The organism is Corynebacterium sp. UMB8791 (genome assembly GCF_054166365.1).
Genome location: NZ_JBSZCG010000007.1, coordinates 1 through 390, shown reverse-complemented (window position 1 = coordinate 390; position 390 = coordinate 1). Strand labels below are relative to the sequence as shown.

Sequence of the window (390 nt, the reverse complement as noted above, 5' to 3'; positions counted from 1 at the left end):
GTAATGCTGTTCGTTTTCACGCGCGGCAATCGCATCGTAAAACGCCGCTTTTACTTATTCCGGCGGACGAGCGGCCTGGAAGTTGACGTCCAGCAGAGTGATAACCATGTCATACGGACGAATCGTCTCTTCCAGTTCGCGCTGAGTATCGCTACGAATCACGGTACGACCTTCCGTCAGAATACGGTCCATGGTGTATTTGCCGATAACCCCACGCAGGGCGCTGTCGGTAGCCTGACGCAGGCTGTCATCCGGGCTGGTCACGCTATACAGATATTTTTCCGGATCGGTGACGCGGTACTGCACGTTCATCTCAACGCGCACTACGTTCTCGTCCGACGTCAGCATCACACCAGAAGCTGCCAGTTCACGCACGGCTTCCACGTTCAC

At 55.4% G+C, this 390-nt stretch carries 1 protein-coding gene; it reads right to left on the bottom strand.

Annotated elements, in window-relative coordinates:
• Positions 1-54 precede the first annotated feature (54 nt).
• Positions 55-390 (bottom strand): FtsH protease activity modulator HflK (hflK, locus tag ACXIUA_RS00035; RefSeq protein WP_457975836.1); only part of this gene is annotated, 336 nt, incomplete at its 5' end.